The organism is Butyricicoccus sp. (genome assembly GCF_977037065.1).
The window spans coordinates 1-16,908 of sequence record NZ_CDRQNY010000020.1; the positions used below are offsets into that span (position 1 = coordinate 1).

Sequence of the window (16,908 nt, forward strand, 5' to 3'; positions counted from 1 at the left end):
CCCGAAGGATTTTCCAAATCGACTCCGTTCGACTTGCATGTGTTAGGCACGCCGCCAGCGTTCATCCTGAGCCAGGATCAAACTCTCTAAAAATTGTATTAAAAGAACCGAAGTTCATTTAACCGACTTTAGAGTCTGACGTGTCACTTTATTTTAACTGGAGTTGTGACTTCCAGCGATTTACCAAGAGTAAAAAACTCTCGAAATTTCAGGTTCGCACTACAACCTTGTTCATATCGAACAAAAGTTTAAGCACATCGTTGTTTAATTTACAAGGTACAATCTGCTGTTTTGCGCTTGTTTCTGAACTTTTTCAGCTCATCAACTATTGCTGACAGCTTATTTAGTATACCGCAGTATGCGCCTAATGTCAACACTTTTCTTCAACTTTTTCAAAAAAAATTTACAGGAAATTTGTACACTCTATATATACCTATATTATATATTCCTCCTGTCCAAATGTCCTGAAAATAAAACACCACCTGCCGCTGTACACCGACAATCGCGGAAATAATGCAGCACACCATCTTTCCGAGGATATTTCAATATTCGGTTGTAATCTTTATCACATATTACTAACTTTTATACCATATTTTTAATATTTCCGCGGAAATTGTGCGCTACTTTGTGTCTTTTCCGCTGTATGCAATATATATCGCACATACAAAAAATTTTTCTTTTATTAAAAACCACGTTTGGAGTTAGCTTATTCTAACTCATTGCAGGATTTTGTGTACTTTTGTGTTGTTTATGTGATACGGCCGTTCTTTTATGTAAATATCAGGATTTGACAACATAAAATCTTTATGGTATCTTATTACCCACTTATCAGTTAGCATTTGATAACTCACTGTGATCACGCTCCTTTCCTATGGAAAGGAAAATTTTTACTGGTATGGTTAGCCCAGTCTAACAGCAAGGAGGAAAATATACTTGAACAAAAAACGTACCCTTGCGATGCTTTTGGCCGGAGCTATGCTCCTGCCAGCGAATGCATTCGCTGCCTCGCCTGAAGATTTTACCGATTTCCCAACCGACTGGTCCGCAGCCGGACTGCGCAGCGCTGTACAGAACGGCCTGCTGAACGGCTCAAACGGCCAGATTAACAGCTCCGGCCTGCTGATCCGTGCCCAGATGGCTGCTATCGTCAACCGTGCCTTTGCCGCTCGCAAAACAGCTGACCTGTCGGTTTACAGCGATGCAAACACTTCCGCATGGTATTATAATGATCTCGAACTGGCCGTTGCCATGCGCACATTTCAGGGTGCAAACGGCAAACTGAATCCCGAAGCGCCGATCACCCGTGAAGAAGCTTTTGTTGTCCTCGCGCGTGCATTTGCACTTGAAAGCGGCGATACGTCCGTTCTGAACAATTACACCGATGGTGCTTCGGTCTCTGCATGGGCACAAAGCAGTGTAGCTGCATTGATCGAAAACGGCTATGTCAACGGTGCAAATGGTAAGCTGAACCCGAAAACCAGCATCACCCGTGCGGAATTTGCCAAGGTCATCAGTGAAATGGCCAGCACCTACGCCGATGCAGACGATTCTCTGTCTGCCACGGTGGACGGCAGCGTTATTGTGCGTGAAAACGGCGTTTCCCTGTCTGGCAAGACCATCAACGGCGACCTCATCATTGCAGACGGCGTCAGCAGAATCGACCTGACGGGTGTTACTGTTGCCGGCCGCATTGTACTGCGCGGCGGCGAAAGCGGTGTAACCTTTAAGGACACCAAGGCCGGAAAGGGCATTATCGCCAATACCGACATTGCGGTTTCCGGCTCAGTTGACAGCATCACCGTTGTTGCCGACGGTGCAAAGATCACCGGCTCGGGCAAGGTCGGCGCGGTGCAGGCGAACGCCGATAACGTCACCGTTTCTACCTCCGGCACCAAGGTTACTGCCGCAAACGGCGTTTCCGGCGTCAAGGCAGGCAATAAATCGGTTGCCGCAGGCAAAACCGAGACGGTCGGCGCGGCAGCTTCCGGCGGTGCGTCTTCGGGTGGTTCGTCCGGCGGCGGCTCCTCTTCCGGCGGCGGTTCGTCCTCTGGTGGTTCGGTTGCACAGCAGAGTCTGGTCGTACCCGAGCAGACCAAGCTCATCGACATGAACACCGTTCAGCTCGGCGCACTGGGTCAGTTCGTTGTTGTCCGCTTTGAGGACGGCAACACGCTGGATAACTGCACACTGACCGTTGACGGCACCGAAATCAACGCCGGCTGCTCCAAGGTTTCCACCGACGGCAGCATTGTCAAGTGGCAGTCCACCGTACTCGACCCGAGCACGCTGACCGTTACCAATAAGACCACCGGCAAGACCCAGACCGTCAGCCTCGGCGGCAAGAACACGGTAAAGCCGACCGTTTCCGGTGTACCAGTCGATTACTACTTCCTTGCAAACGGTCCGGTTTACGTCTGGGATTATCACCAGACCAACAAGGACGCCGCCGGTAAGGTACGCTATAATCCGACCCACACAACCATTGACCTGAAAACTGCCTCCAATTCGGTACGTTTCTACTCTCCGGACGCCGTTCTAAGCGAATCCGACGATAATCTCTATCAAGTTTCCGGCGAAGTACAGCTTATGTTCAACTATGCCAACGGCACCGACGCGGAAAAGGCGTTTGTGGACGGCATTACGAGCGTTGTACTCGTGCAGGACGATGAAAGTAACAGCGTGCTCAATAGCAATTTGAAGTGGAGCCTCAACAAGGCGCTGCCGCACGGTGTTGACGGCGCTACCGTTGCGTGCATCACTGTCCCACTCGGTCAGTCGAACTTCTTCTCGAACGGTCGCTACAAGCTGCGCGTGGTATCGAACGGCAATGCCGAGCTGTTCCCGATCCATGTGGTAAACGAGAAAACGCCGTCTCTGGTGCTGAGCGATACCGGCGCATACAGCGGCGTGAACACGCATTTTACGGTGAAGGATATGCTGTACGGCATCACCCAGCCGATTTACCGCGTAGAACTGCAGTATGTGGGCGATTCCGAGGTACAGGTTCTCAATAAGTTTGACGACTGGTATCTCATCGGCGATACCTTCGTGCTGTATAACGATACTACCAACCATCTGACGCACAGCGGAAAGTATACGCTGACCATCTACGCGAACGGCTTCAAGTCGTTCTCCCAGACCTTCTATGCCTACGGTGCAGATAAGCAGTCGGTTTCTCCGGCGGCGCGTGCCGCAGCGGCAGGCGTAGACGCGCTTTCCGCAGCGACCAGCGGCGGCGGCGGTGCCTCCTCGGATTCCGGTTCTGAAGGCGGCAGCAACACCATGAACGCAAATCTGGTATTCAGCGCCGACCTGCTGACCAACGCGAAGATCGTGGAAAAGCTGGGTCTGGACAACGCCAATGCAGCCGCTATCTCCGAGCGCTGGGACAATATGCTCCATGACGCGGTTTATTATGAAGGCGCAGATAAGGTTTACACCAGCGCAGGCTTCTTCGCTGCCGCAAATACCGCGCGCACCGAGGACAAGCTGCTCACCTTTGCGGAGTATGTCACCTCTGAGAACGCAGAAACCACACGCAACCGTCCGTATGCGGTAAAGAAGGTGCTGGAGGATAATCTGCTTGGCGAAACGACTTCGTTCAGCGAGGCGTCCTCGTCCGCAGCTCCTGACCTGACTCTGGTCAAGGAAGTGACCAAGGACGGTCAGACAAGCTACCAGTCCATCAGCGAAGTAAATGAGGGTAAGGACGCAGTTCTGCTCGTTTCCGGCAGCAAGGCAGCGGCATATCTGGAAAAACTGAAAGAGAATGCCGACAGCCAGCTTTACCTCAACACCACCTCGGCGCTGAGCAAGGACGTATACTCCATCGACACCGAGAAGAACACCATCACCATTCCGGCAAACCAGCTCAAGCTGGGCGATAACGCGCTGACGCTGCAGGTCGATACCTTCCAGAAGGTGCGCCTGACGCTGACCGTTGCAAAGCAGCTAGAGAAAAACCTTTCTCTGTCGGTTGCCGAGACTACCGAATCGGGCAAGCCGATCGTATTCACGGTAGATGGCTCGAACGGTGATTTCCTCAAGAATCTGGCATCTGTTAAGCTGGATGACAAAACGGACATCGGTACTTACGGATATTACGGTTACGGTTCCGAAACGGCTTATTATGTAATCGGCAAGGATAACAAAACCATCTCTCTGTATAACGTACCGTCCGGTGAGCATACGGTTGCTATTTCGGCAAAGTACTATGGTGAGCCGCTGACGGCAAAGTTTACGGTTAATGCAAAACCTGCGGAAGCTGCAAAATCCGCACCGACGGTTTCCAGTGCTGAAAAGAAAACGGATACCAGTTATATGGGAACGTATTCCTACTATCGTCTCAGCTTCACCGGTCTGAATGCATCTGACCTCACAACATATCTGGCTAAAGTAAATCAGGTCAAGGTGAACGATACTGTTTTGACCCGCGGCTATTCCAGCAGCAGCCTTGCGGACAACAACTTCCGTCCGGCTGCAACCGATACCACTTATAGTACGTCTGCATACGATGTTCTCGATCTGCCCGTTAGCCTGTTTGCCAATGCCGGTGACTATAAAATCAAACTCACCGCAGATGGCTATACTGATGTAGAGTATACGCTGACGGTTGGTGATTCGAGTAGTTCCGGCGGCTCTGCGGTAACAGCACCGACCGAACTGCCGACGATTGAAAAAACTCAAGATTCTTCTGGCAATCAATATTACCTTCTGACATTTTCCGACGCCGCAGAGTGGCTGAGACAGCTTGACACCATTACGGTTGATGGTTCGGAATATAAAGTTGGCGGAGACCGCTTATCTACAAAAACATATCGCATTGATGCCGACAACCAGACTATTGCAATGTGTTTTCCCAGCGAACTTTGGTCCACAACTTATAATGTAGTATTTGTTGGCACAAATACCACTTCTAATTTGACTCTGAAAATCACCATTCCGGGATTTACCGGAGAACCTTCGGTGTCTAAGTAAGAAAAAAGGAAACCCTCTCGGGTTTCCTTTTTTTCTTTACCGATATTCCGCCAGCAGACCTTGGCAGCCTTCCCACAGGTCGTTCCATGTGGCATCAAAATCGCCGGTATACCACGGGTCAGCGACCTCTTCGCCCTGTCGGTCGGTAAAATCCAGCAGCAAATGCAGCTTTCCATCCGGATCGCCGCCGCAAATGCGCTGCATGGTGTGCAGATTGGACCGGTCCATGCCAATCAGCAGATCAAATCGGTCATAATCCGCGCGTGTCATCTGCCGCGCCGCATGATGGCCGCACGGGATTCCCTGCTCAAGCAGCTTGCGCCGCGCCGGCGGATACACCGGATTGCCGATCTCCTCACGGCTGACAGCCGCCGATTCAATCTCCCAGTCACCCGCGACGCCTTCTCGCTTTACCAGTTCCTTCATGATATATTCTGCCATCGGACTGCGGCATATATTCCCATGGCAGATAAAAAGTATCCTCACCCAAACGCCTCCTGCTGTTTTCTCCATCATACCACACAGAGCCGCAATCGTCACGCAATTTCAAAACCCCGGTGCTCCACCATTCCGGTGAACGGCATGCGCGCCTCGTTTTTTTCCGTGTAAAACAGTACCCCGCCGAACGGAATTTTACTCGCTTTCCATCCGGCGGGGTATCTCAATTATGAGGAGTTGTTCTTCATATTGCGGAAGCTGTGGTCTTGCAATTCGCCAGCCGGTATCGAAGCCGTTACTCGACGGTGCTGTCCGCTCCTTCCGCGTTGTCTGCTGTGTTTATACCGTAGCAGATTTTCGATCAGCCGGAACGTCTTTTTCACGAAATGCAGTTTTAGGGGAATGAAATGTAGAAATCCCCTGCCCTAAAGCGAGAAATTGTCAGCCGTGTCGTTATGCAGATTCTTAATAAACAGGCATGAAAAAAGGTTTCCCGATAGGAAACCCTTTCATTTACAATTTTACGGCCGGTTAGAATGTAGGCAGATTCTTTTTCCATGCGCCGGACTTATAGAAGAACACCGACAGACCCGAGCCGAGGAACCAGCCGATCGGCCAGCTGAGCCAAATACCGTGCTCGTTGCCGACCACATAGAACAGTGCAATGGACAGCACCACGCGGATAATCAGGTCGGAGAACGTCGTTACCATGAACGGACGCATTGCGCCGGCGCCGCGCAGGACGCTGTCGCATACGAACTTGGTGCATACGACCAGATAAAACGGCACAACCGTGAACAGGTAGCCTCGTGCGACATCAATAACACCGGAGGCACTGCCTGCCGGAACAAACAGGCTGATGATCTTGTTCGCAAACGGCAGATAGATCGCCATAAACACCACGGACAGGCCGAGCGAATACACCGCACCCCATTTGAGACCCGGACCGATGCGGTCCATCTTGCGGGCGCCGATATTCTGCGCAACGTAGCTCGACAGACCCGAAGCGAACGACATACAGCAGGTCAGCGCAAACTGGTTGACACGGTTTGCCGCCGAGAATCCCGCGATGACGGTCGCACCGCACAGGTTGATGTAATACTGGATGACAACATTGCCGACCGATACGAAGCTCTGCTGTGCGATAGACGGCACGGCGTAGTTGGTCAGGCGGCGCAGCATTTCGGGCGCGAACAGCACGAAATGGTTGCCCGTATCAAACGAGCGCACACGGCGCAGCAGCAGCACAAACGCCAGAATACCGGACGCGCCCTGCGCGATAAATGTCGCCCATGCAACGCCTGCAACGCCCCAGTGCAGACCGGCAACAAATACCATATCCAGAATGACATTGCCGACCGAGGACAGCACAAGCAGGATCAGCGGCGTTCGGCTGTCGCCCATGGCATTGAAGATACCCGTACACACGTTATAGATAAACAGGAACAGCAGACCGAACACATACACGCGCAGATACAGTGAGCCGTCCGCAAAGATATTCTCCGGCGTGGACAGCGCATTCATAATGCCCGTCGTGCCGACAGCGCCGATCAGCGTCAGCAGCAGCGCTACCGCCGTGGTGGTGAGCAGTGCGGTCGAGATGGCGGTCTTCATGCGCAGATAGCGCTTTGCGCCGAACAGCTGCGAGACGAGCACGCCAGTACCGATGTTGATACCGGTTGCGACCGCAACGAACAGCTGTGTGATCGGATAGCTGGCGCCGACGGCGGCCAGCGCCAGCTCACCGGCTTCTACAGTTTCGGCAAAACGGCCTACGATGATGGAGTCAGCCATCTGGTACAGCTGCTGGAACGCGACGCTGAGCAGCAGCGGAATCGAGAACCAGAACAGCTTCTGCGACGGTTTTCCGACGGTAAGGTCAGTGGTCAAATGGGATACCTTCTTTCGGGAGTCTGCTTATCCAGTTTTGACCGGATAAAATGGGGTTTATTGCAATTTTATGCTCTCCCCGAAGGGAGAGCATAATTTTACGACTTTAATTGACGTTGTTACGCCTTTTTCTTCTGACGTGCGGTAATAACCGCAATAGTGAGCACCAGCAGTACCACACCTACGCCAAGCGCCAGAATGCCGTTTCCGGTCACACCGCCGACGAGGAAGCCGACAAAGCTCATCGCCGCGATCATCAGCGCGTACGGCATCTGCGTGGAAACGTGATCAATATGGTTGCACTGTGCACCCGCGGATGCGAGGATGGTCGTATCCGAAATCGGCGAGATGTGGTCGCCGCAGACCGCACCGGACAGGCAGGCTGCCACGGTCATGACCAGCATGGTGGACGGTGCATCGCCAAATACCGCAATAGCAATCGGGATCAGGATGCTGAACGTGCCCCAGGAGGTACCGGTCGCAAAGGCCAGACCGAGCGCGATGAGGAAGAATACCGCCGGCATGAACATACCGATGGTGGATTCCGCATTCACCACAGAAGATACGAAGCCGCCGATGTTGAGGTACTCGTCGCGGCACACACCGGACAGCGTCCACGCGAGCGTCAGGATGAGGATGGCCGGAACCATTGCCTTGAAGCCCTCGGTAAACGCCTCGCAGAACTGACCGAAGGACAGCACCTTGCGCGGAATGTACAGCACAAAGGTGAACAGCAGCGTAAAGAACGAGCCGAGCACCAGTGCGGTGGAAGAATCGCAGTTTGCGAACGCCTCAACAACGTTTGCGCCGTCCAGAATGCCGCCGGTGTACAGCATGCCTGCAATGCAGAGCACGATCAGTACGCTGATCGGCAGGATCAGGTCGTAAACCTTGCCCGAGCCGGCTACAACGTGGGTCTCCTCAATCAGAGAGAGATCGTCATCCTTGTGTGCAAGCTCGTACTTTTTCATCACACCAAAGTCGAAGTCCGCCGCCATCAGCCAGATGAGGAACGCGAGCGTCAGCAGCGCGTACAGATTCATCGGGATGGTCTTGAGGAACAGCGAGAAGCCGTCCATCGTGCTCGATTCCGGCAGAGACGAGCCGACTGCAGCCGCCCACGAGGAAATCGGAGCGATAATGCAGACCGGAGCGGCGGTAGCATCAATGATGTACGCCAGCTTTGCCCGGGAAATGCTGTACTTGTCCGTCACCGGACGCATGACCGTGCCGACGGTGAGGCAGTTGAAATAATCGTCCACGAAAATGAACATTCCGAGGAACGAGGTCGCAAACGACGCGCCGCGCCGGCTGCGAATGGTTTTGACCGCCCACTCACCGTATGCGCGTGACGCGCCCGATTTTGTGATCAGCGAAACCAGAATACCGAGCAATACAAGGAAGATACAAATATTGATATTATCTCCCAATTTACTGCCCATGATGGTAAAAGTCGTCTCGACAGCCTTCAGCGGATGGAAGCCCGTATAGAGCAGCGCACCCGAAAGAATACCAATCATCAGTGAGGAGTAAACCTCCTTCGTAATCAGCGCAAGCGCGATTGCAATGATCGGCGGCAGCAATGTCCAGACAGTTGCCGTAATGTCCATTCCTTATTTCCCCCTTATACGCAGACAAATCGTGTCCGCAATTCCATTCTATTTTATATGGATTTAACCGGATTTACAAGTGCTAATCCGGTTTTTTCCGTCCGAAAAGATATTTTTGTGCAACTTGCAATGGTTTAACGTCATAAATTGCGTTTATAGCGACACCATTCCGCAATCACCTGCCGCCGAAGCGCCAGCACACCCGCCAGATTAGGCAGTGCCATCAGGCCGTTGAACGTGTCGCTGAGCGCCCACACCGGCTCAAGCCGCATCATGCAGCCCGCTACCGCCGCCAGAAGAAAGGCCGCCTTGTAGACCGGAATCACCCGCTCCCCCATCAAATAGGCCGCTGCACGCTGTCCGTAATATGACCAGCCGAGCAGGGTCGAGAATGCAAACAGCGCGAGCGACACCGCAACGAAGCCCCCGCCGAACCGTCCGAATACGGTGGAGAACGCCTCTGCGGTAAGCTGTGCACCGGTTGTCAGCTGAGAAAGCAAAGGCGTGCCGGACGCGAGCGCGTAGCGGCTTACGTCGTATACCCCGCTCGTGAGAATGACGAACGCGGTGACGCTGCACATCACAATCGTGTCGAAGAACACCTCAAACACCGCCCACATCCCCTGTTCACACGGCTCCTTTGCGTCTGCGGCAGCATGTACCATGACGGATGAGCCCAACCCGGCTTCATTTGAAAATACGCCGCGCGACACACCCGCCCGGACGGCCTGCGTCATGCCGTAGCCGAGCACGCCGCCCGTGCCTGCCCTTGTATCGAACGCCATCGAGCAAATCTGCGCGAACGCCTGCGGCAGCGCCGCCCGATGCACCCACAGCACAACGACCGCACCGCCCATGTAGAACAGCGCCATGAACGGTACGAGCGTTTCCGTCACGCGGGACAGCCGTTTAAGGCCGCCGAGCAGCACCGCGCCGAGCAAAACCGCTGTCACCGCACCGACGATCCCGCTCGGTATGCCGAACGAGCCGGAAAGTCCCTGCGCGATTGAGTTGCACTGGCTCATGTTGCCGATACCGAACGATGCCAGCACGCAGAACAGCGCAAAGGCTCCCGCCAATAGCGGACTGCGCAGACCGTTTTTCAGGTACAGCATGGCTCCTCCGCGCCAGCTGCCGTCGCTTCCCTTTTCACGGTAGAGCATGCCGAGCGTGTTCTCTGCGAACGCGGTCATCATGCCGACAAATGCGCTTACCCACAGCCAGAATACCGCGCCCGGACCGCCGAGCGTCAGCGCGGTTGCCACACCGGCGATGTTGCCCGTGCCGACCGTCGCGGCAAGCGCAGTGCACATGGCCGCAAACGGAGAAACGCCGCCGCTTGTCCGTCTTGCAGCACCGGTAAAGCAGGAAAACAGTGTTTTCCGCAGCCAGAGCATGCAGTACCGCACCTGAAAAACTCCGGTCACCGCCGTGAAGTACAATCCGGTGCCGAGCAGCAAAATCAGCATGGGCGCGCCCCATATCAGGCCGCGCAGCCGCTCATTTACCTGTAAGATATCGTCCATCGGCATCCCACCTCTCCCCTGTTCCGCATTATATGAACCGGATTTCAGCGGCAGAACGCCCATAATCACTCATTTCTAACGACTAATTCCTACTTCAAACAACAGAAAGCCGCCCAGACAGGCGGCTTTCTGTTATTTGCGAAATTATTCCATCAGACCAACGCAGTCGAAGTACGGCTTCTCTGCGATCTTGTCCTTGTTCTCCTTGAACAGCGTGTGACCGAGTGTGATGACCAGATAATCTGCCTTGAGAACCTCCTCGAACGATACGTTCGGGATGTTCTGCACCTCAGTATCCTTGGCGAACGGCTCGCACGCAATAACCTTTACGCCCTTTTCCTGCAGGATGTGACACAGCTCGATGGACGGCGACTCACGCAGATCGTCAACGTCCGGCTTGTAGGACAAGCCAAGCACGCCGACCGTGTCGGTTACCTTCTTCATCTTTGCTACAACCTTGTCAGCGACGAAGTGCGGCTTGTTCTCGTTGCGCTCGCGTGCCGCAAGGATAACCTTAGCCTCCGCCGGGAACTGCTCGTAGATAAACCAAGGGTCAACTGCGATGCAGTGGCCGCCGACGCCGACACCCGGAGTCAGGATGTTAACACGCGGATGGCAGTTTGCCAGCTTGATCAGCTCAAATACGTCAATGCCCATCTTGTCGCAGATAACGGACAGCTCGTTTGCGTAAGCGATATTGACATCACGGAAGGTATTCTCGGTCAGCTTGCACATTTCGGCGGTCAGGTCGTCGGTCTTGTGAACGACACCCTTCTCAAGCACCTTCTCGTAGATGGATGCCGCCATTTCAGCAGCCTCCGGCGTGCGGGCGCCGACGATGCGGTCATTGTTCTTCAGCTCGTACATCATGTTGCCCGGGATAACGCGTTCCGGACAATGTGCAACGTGAATCTCATTCATCGGAATGCCGGATTCCTCGCTCAGTACACGCGCGAGCATCTCGGAGGTGTGCGGCGGCACGGTGGACTCCAGAATGACCAGATTGGACGGCTCGAGCACCTTGCCTGCCATACGGCCTGCAGACTCTACAAAGCGCAGATCGGCCTTGTGGCTGCCGTTCTCGTCCTTGAAGAACGGCGTCGGAACCGAAATATAGAATACATCGGACTTGCCAAGCTCTTCGGAAAAATGCAGATGACCGTGTGCAACAGCCTTTTCAAAGGCTTCCTGCAGACCCGGCTCTACAATATGGATATGACCGCCCTGCAGGGTCTCGATGGTATTTTTGTTTACGTCAAAGCCGCAGACCTCAAAACCGGCCTCAGCCAGCGTAATCGCCGTCGGCAGGCCGATATAACCCAGTCCCATGACAGTAATTTTCATAATTTTCGTACCTCGTTCAGCATAATCTTCTTACATTATACCACTTTTTTCACGGAATTCAACGTAGTGTTTGAATTTTCACCGAAAAGAGTCTATAATGATACTATCGTTCGTTTATGCAAGTATCATAAACGGCAATCGGAACCTTTTATCTTCCGATTGCATATACTGCTTTATACCCCTAAAGTTTGGAAGGGATACTATGATTTTTAAGGGATTGCTCGAGGATGCACGCTCGATCCGGGACCGTGACCCGGCAGCACGCACCACATTGGAAGTTGTTTTGCTCTATCAGGGCTTTCATGCCCTGTTTTACCACCGTCAGGCGCATTGGCTGTACAAGCACAAGCATTTCTTTCTTGCGCGTGCACTGTCGCAGTTTGCACGGCATATGACCGGTATTGAGATCCACCCGGGCGCAAAGATCGGCAAACGCCTGTTTATTGACCACGGCATGGGCATCGTTATCGGTGAAACCGCCGAGATTGGTGATGACTGCACGATTTACCACGGTGTAACGCTCGGCGGTACCGGTCACGACACCGGCAAGCGTCATCCGACCATTGGCAACAACGTGCTCATTTCGACCGGCGCGAAGGTTCTCGGACCGTTCAAGGTGGGTGACAACAGCCGTATCGGCGCGAATGCTGTCGTACTGCAGGAGGTTCCGCCGGATTCCACGGTTGTCGGCATCAAGGCGCGCGTCGTTAAGATTGCCGGTCAGCGTGTCGGTCCGTCTCCGGCGTATGCGCTCGACCAGATCAACCTGCCGGACCCGCTTGCACAGGAGCTGTGCCGTCTGCAGAACCGTGTTTACGCCAACGAGCAGAAGCTCAAAAAGGAAGAGGAACGCGAGCGCGAAGCCGACAAATAATACACATAAAAGCAAGCCCTTCGGTGCAAACTGTCACCGGAGGGTTTCTTTTATGAAAATTTCAGTAAAATATGCGGTCACCGGTGCACTTTCCGGTGCAGCAAACGGATTTTTCGGGGCGGGCGGCGGGTTATTTCTCGTGCCGCTGCTGATTTCCTGGTGCGGCATGGAGCAGAAGCGCGCATTTGCGACCTCAGTCGCGGTAATTTTCCCGCTGTGCGCGGTCTCAGCGGTGATTTACTGGCTAAAGGGCGGTCTGCCGATTGGGCAGGCGGTGCCGTATCTGCTCGGCGGCGCGGCAGGCGGCGTGCTGGCCGGAAAGCTATTCGGCAGGGTAAAGGCGGACTGGCTGCGCCGTGCATTCGGCGTGCTGATTCTCTATGGCGGCATCCGTGCCGTCCTGCTGCTGTGAGCGCGGTACTTGCGGTCGCAATCGGTCTGCTGACCGGTATTTTAAGCGGCTTCGGCATTGGCGGCGGCTCACTTTTGCTGCTGTATCTGACACTTTTTGAAGGGACAGGGCAGTATCAGGCGGGCGGCATCAACCTGCTGTATTTTCTCTCGTGTGCGCCTGCAGCGCTGATTTCACACTGCAAAAACGGACTCATCGAAAGGGAAGCTGTCAAATGCTGCGTACCGGCAGGCGTGGTGACGTCCGTGCTTGCGGCGCTGCTTGCCGCAAGAGTGGACACCGATCTGCTGCGGCGTGCTTTCGGCGTGGTTTTACTCTATATCGGCGTAAAAGAGACCTTTTTACGCAAAAAATAACACCTTCCTCACCAAATGTGAAGAAGGTGTTCAGTTTGTCTAAAGAGTGGATATTCCTGTCGCTCCATCAAATTCGCGCTGTAGCGCGCGTAAAATAGAATTTGCTTCGCAAATTCGTAAAAACCGGGAGCATATATCTCGGTTTTTACACTTCTGGAGGGAGAAAGTTTCTGTATAGGAACTTTCGGACGACTTTGGAACGGCCCACGGTCCGTTCCTGCTTGTCGGCGAAACTGTAGTTTCGCGACAGCCTTACTTATACTTCTGATACTCGCCGACGGCAAGCTCGTCACAGCGGTTGTTATATGGATTATCCGCGTGACCCTTGACCCAATGGAACCGCACCTCGTGTTTATCCAGCAAATCGAGCAGACGACCCCAGAGTTCCGGATTTTTGGCGGGTTTCTTATCGCTTTTAACCCAGCCGCGCGCACGCCAGCCCTTGGCCCAGCCCTTGGTAATGCCGTCAACAACATATTTGCTGTCCGAATACAGATCTACCGAGCACGGCTCCTTGAGTGTCTCGAGGGCGGTAATTACACCGAGCAGCTCCATGCGGTTGTTCGTGGTGGACGGCTCGGAGCCGGAAAGCTCCTTTTCCGCCTTACCGTACTGCAGGATTGCACCCCAGCCGCCGGGACCCGGATTGCCCGAGCACGCGCCATCCGTGTAAATGGTTACAGTTTTCATTGGTTTTCTCCTGTGAGAGTGTTAGGCAATACCGCATCATTGAACAAGAGCGATTTGCGATCAAATTTTGCGTACTGATGAGGCGCGAATTTGCAGCAATACTTGCCGTATTGCAAGAAATCTCGGCAGCGCGGACGGAACTCGCGCAAGGAACCGAAGCCAAAATCAGGGCGCAAAATTTCCGCAAAGCGCCGCGGCAGCGCGACCGGAGCCTGCGCAAGGAGCCGCGGCTTTAATTGTGCGGTGTTGCCTTTAGATAGTGAAAAGGTGGAATACCTTGGTTGCCAACTCGGAAGCGAGGATCGCTGCCAGCATCACCGGAGCCACCCAGCGCACCATAACGCGGTGCAGCTTTTCGCGGTGGAACGAACCGGCGCCTTCCTTTACCTCGTTTGCGATGACCTTGGTGCCGACTACATGACCAATCAGGATGCAGGTGAGCAGCGCCACGATCGGCATGAGCACGGAGTTGGAAATAAAGTCAAAGAAGTCGAGGAACTGCATGCCAATAACGGTAATCGTTGCCCACGGACCATAGCCAAGACAGGACAGCATGCCAATGATCAGGCAGCTTGCCGTAATAGCGATGGTAGCCGTCTTGCGCTTCATGTGTGCCTTGTCCATCAGCACGGAAACCAGTGTTTCCATCAGCGAAATGGAGGAGGTCAGCGCCGCAAACAGTACGAGCAGGAAGAATACCGCGCCGATAATGGTGCCGAACTTCATGGAGTCGAATACCATCGGCAGAGTGATGAACATCAGACCCGGGCCGCTGTTTACCTGAGACGGATCGCCGCCGTTGAACGCGATAACCGCCGGAATAATCATCAGACCGGCCACAAACGCGAACAGCGTGTCGAAAATCTCAATCTGGGTGACAGAGTGCTCAAGCAGATTTTCCTTCTGCATATAGGAGCCGTAGGTGATCATAATACCCATTGCCAGCGACATCGAGTAGAACATCTGTCCCATCGCACCAAGCACGGTAGATACCGAAAACTGCGAGAAATCGGGCAGAATATAATATTTCAGGCCCTGCAGCGCACCCGGAATGGTCAGCGAGTAGATTGCGATAACGACCGCCAGAATGGCGAGAATCGGCATCATGATACGGCTTGCCTTCTCGATGCCCTTCTCAACACCGAAGATAACGACAATGGTGGTCGCCAGCACGAACAGGATGAACCACGGGGTCGGTCCGTTGAAGCTGAAAATCGTCGAGGACAGCGAACCCGCATCGTAGCCAATGAAATTGCTGAAAAATCCGCCGTTGTCGGCCGCCTCAAGTGCGTTGCCGCTGATAAAGGTGAACAGGTATTTCATAACCCATCCGCCGATAACACAGTAATACGGCGTGATGATGAACGGCACGAACGCCGCCAGCCAGCCAAGGAATCCGAACCGCTTATCGAGCGCCTTATACGCACCGATGCAGGACAGACGGGTCTTTCGTCCGATGGCAATCTCGGTAATCATCAGTGAAAAGCCGAACGTCAGCGCGAGAATGAGATACACCAGCAGGAAAATACCGCCGCCGTACCGTGCCGCCAGATAGGGGAATCGCCAAAGGTTGCCCAGACCTACCGCCGAGCCTGCCGCCGCCAGCACGAAACCAATTCGGCTGGAGAAGCTGCTTCTCTTTTTTTGTTCCATGTTTTGTGTTTTACTCCCTTACATACAATATCTTTTAGCCTGTTCGAAATGACAGCCATAATGAAATAAAAGTATTTTTATTGTACCATATCCGAAAGTTTTTCACAAGCTGTTTGCAGGAAAAGTCCATTGTGCTATAATATCTTTTATCAGATATGATTGTTTTATCTGCCATAATTTGAAAGAAACGGCAGCATTCCTTTCGCAGAGCGGGCTGCTTTCTATCATTTAAGCATATATGAAAATAAACCATAAATGAGGTGTATTGACATGAAAAAATACAAATTCGGTGTTCTCGGTGCCGGCAACATGGGTACCGCCATCGCGGAAGGCGCAGTGCGCGCAGGCCGTTTTGCGCCTGAGCAGGTGCTGATGTTCAACCGCAGCGAGGAAAAACGCGCCGCTCATGCAGCCAAGGGCTACGCCGTCACGGGTGACTATACCGAGGTCTACACAGAAAGCGAGATCGTGCTGCTGGCCGTCAAGCCGCAGAATTTCGACGAAATCCTGCCGAATCTGGCGAAATATGAAGGGGAGAAGCCGCTTGTCGTATCCATTGCCGCAGGCGTGACCTTCGCCAAGCTGGAGGGTGCACTCGGCGCAGACACCGCAATGATCCGCGTGATGCCGAACACGCCGCTTATGCTCGGCGAGGGTGCAACCCAGCTGGTTAAGAATGCGGCCGCAACCGACAAGCAGCTGTCCGAACTCTGTGAACTGTTCAACACCATGGGCGTTACCGTCACATTTGAGCAGGAGAACATGCTCAACGAGGTCATTCCGTATGCCGGTTCGGCTCCGGCGTACCTGTATGCCTACGCGGACGCGTTCGTGCAGAGCGCAAAGCAGCACGGCATCAACGAGGACGACGCGCTGACGCTCATCTGTCAGACCATGATCGGCTCGGCAAAAATGCTGCTGCGCCGCGATAAGACACCAGCAGAGCTGATCCGCGCGGTGTGCTCGCCCGGCGGCACCACTATTGAGGGCATGAAGGTGCTTGAGGATCGCGATCTGTACGGAATCGTGTCGGAAGCCTGCGATAAATGCATTAAGCGCGCCTATGAGCTCGGCTAAATGTGCCATTAGCATTGACTTTACCCCGTCCGTATGGTAAAGTATAGGCAAAGCACTTAAT

Annotated in this window: 12 protein-coding genes and 1 rRNA gene; 5 read left to right on the forward strand and 8 right to left on the reverse strand. The window is 53.7% G+C overall.

What is annotated here, in order from left to right:
• Positions 1-93, reverse strand: a 16S ribosomal RNA gene (locus ACWVX6_RS07905); the annotation flags it as partial.
• A gap of 840 nt (positions 94-933) precedes the next feature.
• On the opposite strand from ACWVX6_RS07905, the gene ACWVX6_RS07910 reads away from it, so the two are divergent.
• Complete coding sequence (locus ACWVX6_RS07910; protein ID WP_455152844.1) at positions 934-4,977, forward strand: S-layer homology domain-containing protein; 4,044 nt, start codon at positions 934-936, stop codon at positions 4,975-4,977.
• A 36-nt stretch (positions 4,978-5,013) separates the two neighbouring features.
• Here the strand turns inward: ACWVX6_RS07910 and ACWVX6_RS07915 are convergent, their stop codons facing one another.
• From ACWVX6_RS07915 to ACWVX6_RS07935, 5 genes are all read right to left on the reverse strand, one after another.
• On the reverse strand, positions 5,014-5,490 hold the full coding sequence (locus tag ACWVX6_RS07915; protein ID WP_455152856.1) for a low molecular weight protein-tyrosine-phosphatase: 477 nt from the start codon (positions 5,488-5,490) through the stop codon (positions 5,014-5,016).
• Between the two features lie 456 nt (positions 5,491-5,946).
• A complete protein-coding gene (locus ACWVX6_RS07920; RefSeq protein WP_118761400.1) occupies positions 5,947-7,305 on the reverse strand; it encodes an MATE family efflux transporter in 1,359 nt (452 codons plus the stop codon).
• 119 nt (positions 7,306-7,424) lie between these two features.
• Positions 7,425-8,915, reverse strand: coding sequence for a Na+/H+ antiporter NhaC family protein (locus ACWVX6_RS07925; protein ID WP_442861278.1), 1,491 nt, complete (start codon positions 8,913-8,915; stop codon positions 7,425-7,427).
• A 140-nt stretch (positions 8,916-9,055) separates the two neighbouring features.
• Positions 9,056-10,441 carry an alanine/glycine:cation symporter family protein gene (locus ACWVX6_RS07930; RefSeq protein WP_118761504.1) on the reverse strand — a complete coding sequence of 462 codons (1,386 nt, stop codon included), beginning with the start codon at positions 10,439-10,441 and terminating at the stop codon, positions 9,056-9,058.
• A 144-nt stretch (positions 10,442-10,585) separates the two neighbouring features.
• Entirely contained in the window at positions 10,586-11,785 is a 1,200-nt protein-coding gene (locus tag ACWVX6_RS07935; protein ID WP_118761401.1) for a nucleotide sugar dehydrogenase, read from the reverse strand.
• Between the two features lie 97 nt (positions 11,786-11,882).
• Here ACWVX6_RS07935 and epsC point away from each other — a divergent pair, with 97 nt between their 5' ends.
• The 3 genes from epsC to ACWVX6_RS07950 are packed head-to-tail and all read left to right on the forward strand — an operon-like array spanning position 11,883 to position 13,427.
• Positions 11,883-12,659 carry a serine O-acetyltransferase EpsC gene (gene epsC, locus ACWVX6_RS07940; RefSeq protein WP_118761402.1) on the forward strand — a complete coding sequence of 259 codons (777 nt, stop codon included), beginning with the start codon at positions 11,883-11,885 and terminating at the stop codon, positions 12,657-12,659.
• A 52-nt stretch (positions 12,660-12,711) separates the two neighbouring features.
• The gene (locus ACWVX6_RS07945; protein ID WP_118360541.1) at positions 12,712-13,071 is read left to right on the forward strand and encodes a sulfite exporter TauE/SafE family protein; all 360 of its coding nucleotides are present in this window, start codon (positions 12,712-12,714) and stop codon (positions 13,069-13,071) included.
• Positions 13,068-13,427, forward strand: coding sequence for a sulfite exporter TauE/SafE family protein (locus ACWVX6_RS07950; protein WP_270580297.1), 360 nt, complete (start codon positions 13,068-13,070; stop codon positions 13,425-13,427). The genes ACWVX6_RS07945 and ACWVX6_RS07950 overlap by 4 nt, the downstream gene beginning before the upstream one ends.
• Before the next feature lie 252 nt (positions 13,428-13,679).
• Here the strand turns inward: ACWVX6_RS07950 and rnhA are convergent, their stop codons facing one another.
• Both rnhA and ACWVX6_RS07960 read right to left on the reverse strand, forming a co-directional pair.
• Complete coding sequence (gene rnhA, locus ACWVX6_RS07955) at positions 13,680-14,117, reverse strand: ribonuclease HI (RefSeq protein WP_110435770.1); 438 nt, start codon at positions 14,115-14,117, stop codon at positions 13,680-13,682.
• A 252-nt stretch (positions 14,118-14,369) separates the two neighbouring features.
• Positions 14,370-15,770, reverse strand: coding sequence for a sodium-dependent transporter (locus ACWVX6_RS07960; protein WP_455152845.1), 1,401 nt, complete (start codon positions 15,768-15,770; stop codon positions 14,370-14,372).
• Positions 15,771-16,040: 270 nt separating this feature from the next.
• Here ACWVX6_RS07960 and proC point away from each other — a divergent pair, with 270 nt between their 5' ends.
• Entirely contained in the window at positions 16,041-16,847 is an 807-nt protein-coding gene (gene proC / locus ACWVX6_RS07965; RefSeq protein ID WP_455152846.1) for a pyrroline-5-carboxylate reductase, read from the forward strand.
• Positions 16,848-16,908: the final 61 nt, after the last annotated feature.